The following is a 6182-nucleotide window of genomic DNA, read 5'->3' as shown; positions in this document are numbered from 1 at the left end:
AGACCAACGGCAAGGCCGAACGCTTCATCCAAACCGCGCTACGGGAATGGGCCTACGCCCAGGCTTACCCGACCTCAGATCGCCGCACCGCCGAGCTGCCCTTCTGGCTGCATCGCTACAACTGGCATCGACCGCACGGCGGGATAAAGCCTCAGACACCCATCAGCCGACTCGGCCTGGACGCGGACAACCTATTGAGGCTCCACACCTAGGCCAGCACGACCCCCTCCCGCCGGCGCCGCAGCATCGAGCCCAGGCCGAAGAAGCCCAGGATCATCATCGCCCAGGCGCCCGGCTCCGGCACGCCGGAGACCGGCGGGCTCGGCGCGGCGGTCAGGCCGCCGCCGTCGGTGAAGGCGAAGGCCGGCTGCCAGGCCAGGGACGAGGTCCCCTGGATGTTGTCGTACTGCAGCGACTGCCCCGGCGCGGCGGCCATGTCGCTCAGGTACCAGCTCATCGGTCCCGCCGCCCCGGCCCAGCCGGAGGCCGCGATCTGATAGCGTTTGCCCGCCACGAAGCTGATCGGGATGGTGTTGTAGTCGACATAGCGCGCGCCGGAGATTCCGAGGGGCACGTCCACCTCCAGCACGGCCCCGCTGGGCAGCAGGCCGCTCTCCACCTGCATGTAGCCCAGGCCGTCCCAGGCCGAGGTGGCCTCGTTGAACTGCGAGATGCCGAAGCCCACGCGGCGGTTGCCATAGGGGCTCGACATGGCGATCGGCACGATCAGGTGCGAGGCCGTGAAGCTGCTCGGAGCGATGAACTCGGTCGAGGCGTGGGTGATCGAGAAATATGGGCAGTAGTAGTTGATGCACATGGTGCTGACGCCGGCCGCCGCCCCAAAGCTCTGCGAGGCGCGACGCGCCACGTCCGAAGCGGGTTTGGACATTAAGCAACATTTTGAGCTCCTCCAGCTGGCGGAGGACTTACGGCGCGGCCTGGCGCCCCGCATGACCTAGTCGGATTATTGCCGGGACGGGAATCGCCGCTCGCGCCTCGGGCGAGTGGCCTTCCGTGGCCTCGACACCCGCTTCCCGTGCGCTAGGATTTGGCGATGACCCAGGACCAGCAGCTCGCCATCGGCGTCACCCGCCTGCGCGAGCACATGCTGAACCATGCCGAGCTGATCTTCCGCCAGGTCCTCGCGACCGCGCCCGACCACCCCCAGGCGAGGCGCTATCTGGGCGTCGCCCTCTGCAAGCTCGGCCGCCGCGACGAGGGGCTGGTCCTGCTCCAGGCGCCCGACGCCAGGGCCGACCTCGAGGCCGCCCTGCACGGCGGCCCCTTCTCCACCGACCAGGCCGAGCACGCCTTCAAGGTGATCGACTATCCCTACCGCTCCAGCGTCCGCTACGGCTCGGGCCGCCCGTCCCACCCCCAGCTCGCCGCCCTGATCGGCGCGGGCGCGGCGCGCTATCGCGACCTGCTCGACGGCCTTTCCGAGATCGCCGCCGACTTCGACGACATCCCGCTCGGCGGCGCCTACGACACCCCCACGCCCTTCTGGCTCAACGCCTGGTTCCCGCCGCTCGACGGCATGGTCCTGACCCAGATGCTGCGCGCCCACGACCCCGCCCGCTTCGTGGAGATCGGCTCGGGGACCTCCACCAAGTTCGCCCGCCGCGCCGTCGCCCGCTACGGCCTGCGGACCCGCCTCACCTCCATCGACCCCCAGCCCCGAAGCGAGATCGACGCCCTCTGCGACGAGGTGATCCGCCGCCCCTTGGAAGACTGCCCCACGGAGATGTTCGAGGCCCTGGCGCCCGGCGACATCCTCTTCCTCGACTCCTCGCACCGGTCGTTCCAGGGCTCGGACGTCACCGCCTTCTTCCTCGACATCCTGCCGCGCCTGGCGCCAGGGGTGATCGTCCAGGTCCACGACATCTACCTGCCCGACGACTACATCTCCGGCCATGTGGGGCGGCTGTGGAACGAGCAGTACCTGTTGGCCGTGGCGCTACTGTTCGGCCGCGACGCCTTCGAGATCCTGTTCCCGTGCTGGTACGTCCACCAGGACCCGGCCCTCGCCGCCCACGCTAAGGCGGGGCTCGCCCAGGACCCGCGGGCGACCCTCAACCTCTACGGCGCCTCGTTCTGGTTGCGGAAAACCTAGGCAGTGCGCTCATAAGGCGCCGCCGAGGCAGGGCCGATCGGGTTGCAGGGCTCGTGACCGTCACACGCTCGCGCACAGGGTGGCGAGGAGTTCGTCCAACTGCTCGAACTGCTCGGGCATCCCCGCCTCCATCCCGGCGATGGCCTCGTCGAGCGCTTCCTTCGAGGGATAGAGTTCGTGCAGCACCAGCAGCGTCTTGCCGTCATTTTCCTCGAAGGTCACCGTGGTTACGGCGGCGTCCTCACTTTCGTCATTGGTCCAGACGAGGCGCGAGGGCGGTGTCACTTCGATGTACTTGCCGAAGAACGCCATGGACGCGCGGGGTCGTGCCCGAACTTGAGACGGTACCTGCCCCCGACACGAACATCCATCTCGCAGGAAAGTAGGGGCACGCCCGCCGATTTGGGCGCCCACCACAGCTTCATCAACTCGGGCTTGGTCCACGCCTCGAACACGATGCGCGCCGGGCCGTTGAAGGTGCGGGTAACGACCAGTTCGCGCTCGGACCTCCGTTCGACCGTCGTGCGGCTATTCATCGATTTTCTCCTTGCGTTTCAATTCCTCGACAACCCTATCCAACGCGTTGAAGCGTGCGGCCCAGATCTGGCGGTAGCTCTCGATCCATGCCGCCTCTTCCTCGAGCCCGCGTGGGCCGAGCTTGCAGGTCCGCACGCGCCCGACCTTCTCCGTCGTGACGAACCCCGCATGCTCCAAGACGCCGACGTGCTTCCTCATGCCCGTGAGGGTCATGTGGAACTTGTCGGCAAGCTCGGTGATCGAAGCGTCCGAACGTCCGAGCCGCTCCAGAACGCCGCGTCGGGTGGCGTCGGAGAGCGCAGCGAACGATGCATCGAGGCGAGCTGTCGTATACTGAACCATGTGGCTCAGTGTTTAGCGCACGGATATGCCACATGCAAGGGGCGGTCGCGGCACGCCGTTCTTCGCCGGCCCGCGACCGCCGCTCCGCCTAGTGGCCAACGATCTGGTTGGCGAGGGCGTGATCAGATTGACGTTCGTTCCAGCTTAATCGCGGGGCTCGCCCTAGCCGGCGTCCAACGCCGTGACCACCGCCTCGACCAGGGCTGTCGCCGTGATCGGCTTGGCCACGTGCAGGTCGGCGCCGGCCGTCTCGGCGTCCAGCCGGTGCTGGGCCATGGCGTTGGCGCTCAGCATCACGATCGGGGTGCGCCTGCGCTCGGGCGCCTGGCGTTCCTCGCCGCGGATGGCGCGGGTGGCGGCCAGGCCGTCCATCACCGGCATCTGCATGTCCATCAGCACCAGGTCGAAGGTCGCCGCGGCGAAGGCCGCCAGCGCCTGGGCGCCGTCCTCCACCGTGGTCAGCTCCACCCCGAAGGGCCCCAGGATCAGCTGCACCACCCGCTGGTTGATCGGATGGTCCTCGGCCAGCAGCACCTTCAGGCCCGCCAGCCGCGCCAGCACGCCTTCGTCGTCGGCGACCGGGGCCGCGAGCGCCGCGCTGCGGTCGGCGTCATAGTCGGCGAGCGGCCGGCAGCGGGTCAGCGGCAGCACCACGCGGAACAGGCTTCCCTGCCCCGGCTCGGATCGCGCCGAGATCCCGCCGCCCATCATCTCCACCAGCGCCCGGGTGATGGACAGGCCAAGGCCCGTCCCGCCGAAGCGCCGCGTGATCGTGCCGTCGGCCTGGTTGAAGCGCTGGAACAGGTCGCCGGCGAAGACAGCATCGAATCCCACCCCGGTGTCCTCGATCTCCAGGACCAGGGTCGCCGGCTGGCCGGCCGTCCCGGCGTCCTCGACGCCGATCGCCACCCGGACCTCGCCCAGCGCGGTGAACTTGATCGCGTTGGAGAGCAGGTTGGCCACCACCTGGCGGATCCGCAGGCTGTCGCCCAGGAACTCGCCCCGTGCGTCCACGCTCCAGTCCACCGGAAAACTCAGCCCCTTCTCCTGGGCGCGCAGCCGGAACATCTCCAGCACCCCGCCCAGCTCGGCGCGCAGGTCGAACACGCCTTCCTCGATCTCCAGCCGCCCGGCCTCGATCTTGGAGAAGTCCAGCACGTCGGAGACCAGCCGCTCCAGGGTCACGCCGGAGCTCTCGATCAACCCCACCATCTCGCGCTGTTCGGGGGTCAGCTGCGTCTTGGCCAGCGCCGCCGCCACCCCGATCACCCCGTTCAGCGGGGTGCGGATCTCGTGGCTCATATTGGCCAGGAAGTCGCTCTTGGCGCGGTTGGCGGCCTCAGCGGCGTCCTTGGCCGCGGCCATCTCGGCCTCGATGGCCAGCCGTTCGGTGACGTCGCGCGCCACGCCATAGACCAGGTCGCCCACCCGCCGCGCCCGCCATTCCAAGTGCCGATAGGTCCCGTCGCGGCGACGGTAGCGGTTGATGAAACCCGCGACCTCTTCCTCGACCACCAGGCGCTGCATGTGGCCATGGCTGGCGCCGGCGTCGTCGGGATGGATGAAGTCCAGCATCGGGGAGCCTTCCAGCTCGCCTATCGAATAGCCCAGCGCCGCTTCCCAGGCCTGGTTCACCTTCACGAATCGCAAGTCCTTGTCCCGGATGCACAGCATGTCGAGGGACACTTCGAAGAAGGTCGCCAGCTCCGCGTCCACCGCACCCCGGCGCCCGACATCGGGCGGCGAAGCATCGTGGGATGCGGACTTGAACATGGGGACGCAACGCTCCGGTGAACTGTGATCACCCTGCGGCACGCCGAGGTATCAGAGCGTTAACGAAAACGCCCCGCCGGTGAAGCGAGGCGCTCCGCGGTCGGGCTACTTCTTCATCATGCCCTTGATCTCTTCGGCCGAGGCGTTGATCACCGCCGCCCCGTTGTCGACCGCCAGGCTTGAGGCGTCGACCGCGAAGCTGTCGGCGCCCATCTTGATGGTGGCCACCTGCCGGCCGGTGGCGTCGGCCTTCACCTGGGTGACCTCGCCGATGGTGGCGCCCGCCTTGTCCTTCACCGGCTGGCCGACCGCCACGGCGGCGGGGGCGGCGGAGGTCGTCGCGGGCGCGGCGGCGGCGTCGTTCGCCGGCGGCGGGCTTGAGTCCGTGGTCTGGGCCATGGCGGGCGCGGCGATGGCGAAGGCGAGGGCCGTGGCCCCGAGGATAGCGATTGAGCGCATGAGGTCTCCATTTGGCTTGGCGTCCCCCGACACGCGCCCACGATCGGGGGCCAATGGGACCAGGGCTGGACCCTGCCGGGGCGAAATCAGGGCTACGGCGGCGCTAGGACGCGCGCGCTCCGCCCCGGACCCGCCTAAATTGGGGCCGAGAAACGCCCCCGCGCGGCAGAACGAGGCAGGACGAGGCGAGTTTGAAGACATTGGCGGTCATCGCCCTCAAGGGGGGCTCGGGCAAGACCACGGTGGCCACCCACCTCGCGCTGGGCGCCCACCTGCGCGGCCTCGACACCCTGCTCGTGGATATCGATCCGCAGCTTTCGGCCCGTGACATCCTGGGCGCGCGCGAAGGCTCCGGCCCGGCCTGCGTCACCTGTTCGGGCCGCAACGTGCTGGCGGCGCAGTTCGGGGCCCTCTCCCAGCGCAGGGACCTGCTGATCGTCGACACCCCGGCCGGCGCCGTCGAGGAGGTGGGCGAGGCCATCGTCGTCGCCGATTTCGCCGTCCTGGTCGTGCGCCCGACCCTGATCGACCTCTCGGGCCTGGCGCGGTCGCTCACCATCGTCCGCAAGCTGGGCAAGGCCTACACGGTGGTGCTGAACCAGGCCCCTGTCCCGCGGGAGAATATCGAGGCGCCCTTGGTCAAGCGGGCCTTGAAGGGGCTCGACTACATGCAGGCGCCCGTCGCCCCCGTCATCGTGCGGTCACGGTCGATCTACCAGACGGCGCTCGAGCGGGGCCGCTCCGCCGAGGAAATGCCCGACCGCGCCGCCGCCCGCGAAATCGCCGCCCTCTGGGACTTCATCCACGCCGGCCTGGCCGCGACGGGGAAGGAAGAGGTGGCCTGACCTATATGCGAAGCTGCTCCGGCCAGGCCCTGATCAGCCCCAGCAGGTTCGCGCTGTCGCTGGCGGAGCCGACGACGACGATCTTCAGGGCCGTCGCCTGCTCGCCGCCTCAT

9 protein-coding genes are annotated in these 6182 nt (G+C 69.0%); 3 read left to right on the top strand and 6 right to left on the bottom strand.

Annotation, left to right across the window (positions count from 1 at the left end; translation table 11 throughout):
* Window positions 1–212, top strand: a 212-nt coding sequence (locus Q8Q88_RS00610) for an integrase core domain-containing protein (RefSeq protein ID WP_305673260.1), incomplete at its 5' end; no start/stop codon positions are given.
* Here the strand turns inward: Q8Q88_RS00610 and Q8Q88_RS00605 are convergent.
* On the bottom strand, window positions 209–889 hold the full coding sequence (locus Q8Q88_RS00605) for a PEP-CTERM sorting domain-containing protein (RefSeq protein WP_305673259.1): 681 nt from the start codon (window positions 887–889) through the stop codon (window positions 209–211). The genes Q8Q88_RS00610 and Q8Q88_RS00605 overlap by 4 nt on opposite strands.
* Window positions 890–1054: 165 nt before the next feature.
* Here Q8Q88_RS00605 and Q8Q88_RS00600 point away from each other — a divergent pair, with 165 nt between their 5' ends.
* Window positions 1055–2113 carry a class I SAM-dependent methyltransferase gene (locus tag Q8Q88_RS00600; RefSeq protein ID WP_305673258.1) on the top strand — a complete coding sequence of 353 codons (1059 nt, stop codon included), beginning with the start codon at window positions 1055–1057 and terminating at the stop codon, window positions 2111–2113.
* 60 nt (window positions 2114–2173) lie between these two features.
* Here Q8Q88_RS00600 and Q8Q88_RS00595 read toward each other — a convergent pair whose 3' ends face one another.
* The 5 genes from Q8Q88_RS00595 to Q8Q88_RS00575 form a co-directional block, all read right to left on the bottom strand.
* Complete coding sequence (locus Q8Q88_RS00595; protein ID WP_305673257.1) at window positions 2174–2425, bottom strand: SRPBCC domain-containing protein; 252 nt, start codon at window positions 2423–2425, stop codon at window positions 2174–2176.
* Window positions 2395–2649 carry an SRPBCC domain-containing protein gene (locus Q8Q88_RS00590; protein ID WP_305673256.1) on the bottom strand — a complete coding sequence of 85 codons (255 nt, stop codon included), beginning with the start codon at window positions 2647–2649 and terminating at the stop codon, window positions 2395–2397. Before Q8Q88_RS00590 ends, Q8Q88_RS00595 begins: the two co-directional genes overlap by 31 nt.
* Window positions 2642–2992: a helix-turn-helix transcriptional regulator gene (locus Q8Q88_RS00585; protein WP_305673255.1), complete on the bottom strand. Its 351-nt coding sequence runs from the start codon at window positions 2990–2992 to the stop codon at window positions 2642–2644. The genes Q8Q88_RS00590 and Q8Q88_RS00585 overlap by 8 nt, the downstream gene beginning before the upstream one ends.
* A gap of 162 nt (window positions 2993–3154) precedes the next feature.
* A complete protein-coding gene (locus Q8Q88_RS00580) occupies window positions 3155–4765 on the bottom strand; it encodes an ATP-binding protein (protein WP_305673254.1) in 1611 nt (536 codons plus the stop codon).
* A gap of 105 nt (window positions 4766–4870) precedes the next feature.
* Window positions 4871–5224: a hypothetical protein gene (locus Q8Q88_RS00575; protein WP_305673253.1), complete on the bottom strand. Its 354-nt coding sequence runs from the start codon at window positions 5222–5224 to the stop codon at window positions 4871–4873.
* Between the two features lie 191 nt (window positions 5225–5415).
* Between Q8Q88_RS00575 and Q8Q88_RS00570 the strand changes: the two genes are divergently transcribed.
* Window positions 5416–6069 carry an AAA family ATPase gene (locus Q8Q88_RS00570; protein ID WP_305673252.1) on the top strand — a complete coding sequence of 218 codons (654 nt, stop codon included), beginning with the start codon at window positions 5416–5418 and terminating at the stop codon, window positions 6067–6069.
* Window positions 6070–6182: the final 113 nt, after the last annotated feature.

The sequence above is a fragment of the Phenylobacterium sp. genome, from assembly GCF_030697925.1.
Lineage (GTDB): Bacteria > Pseudomonadota > Alphaproteobacteria > Caulobacterales > Caulobacteraceae > Phenylobacterium.
The sequence above is the reverse complement of the archived record's forward strand: the minus strand, read 5'-3'. Positions and strand labels throughout refer to the sequence as shown.

Excerpts from the sequence above, each read along its gene's own strand:
- Q8Q88_RS00595 (WP_305673257.1), bottom strand. The coding sequence starts at position 2,425 with ATGGCGTTCTTCGGCAAGTACATCGAAGTGACACCGCCCTCGCGCCTC.
- Q8Q88_RS00605 (WP_305673259.1), bottom strand. The coding sequence starts at position 889 with ATGTCCAAACCCGCTTCGGACGTGGCGCGTCGCGCCTCGCAGAGCTTT.
- Q8Q88_RS00590 (WP_305673256.1), bottom strand. The coding sequence starts at position 2,649 with ATGAATAGCCGCACGACGGTCGAACGGAGGTCCGAGCGCGAACTGGTC.
- Q8Q88_RS00580 (WP_305673254.1), bottom strand. The coding sequence starts at position 4,765 with ATGTTCAAGTCCGCATCCCACGATGCTTCGCCGCCCGATGTCGGGCGC.
- Q8Q88_RS00600 (WP_305673258.1), top strand. The coding sequence starts at position 1,055 with ATGACCCAGGACCAGCAGCTCGCCATCGGCGTCACCCGCCTGCGCGAG.
- Q8Q88_RS00585 (WP_305673255.1), bottom strand. The coding sequence starts at position 2,992 with ATGGTTCAGTATACGACAGCTCGCCTCGATGCATCGTTCGCTGCGCTC.
- Q8Q88_RS00575 (WP_305673253.1), bottom strand. The coding sequence starts at position 5,224 with ATGCGCTCAATCGCTATCCTCGGGGCCACGGCCCTCGCCTTCGCCATC.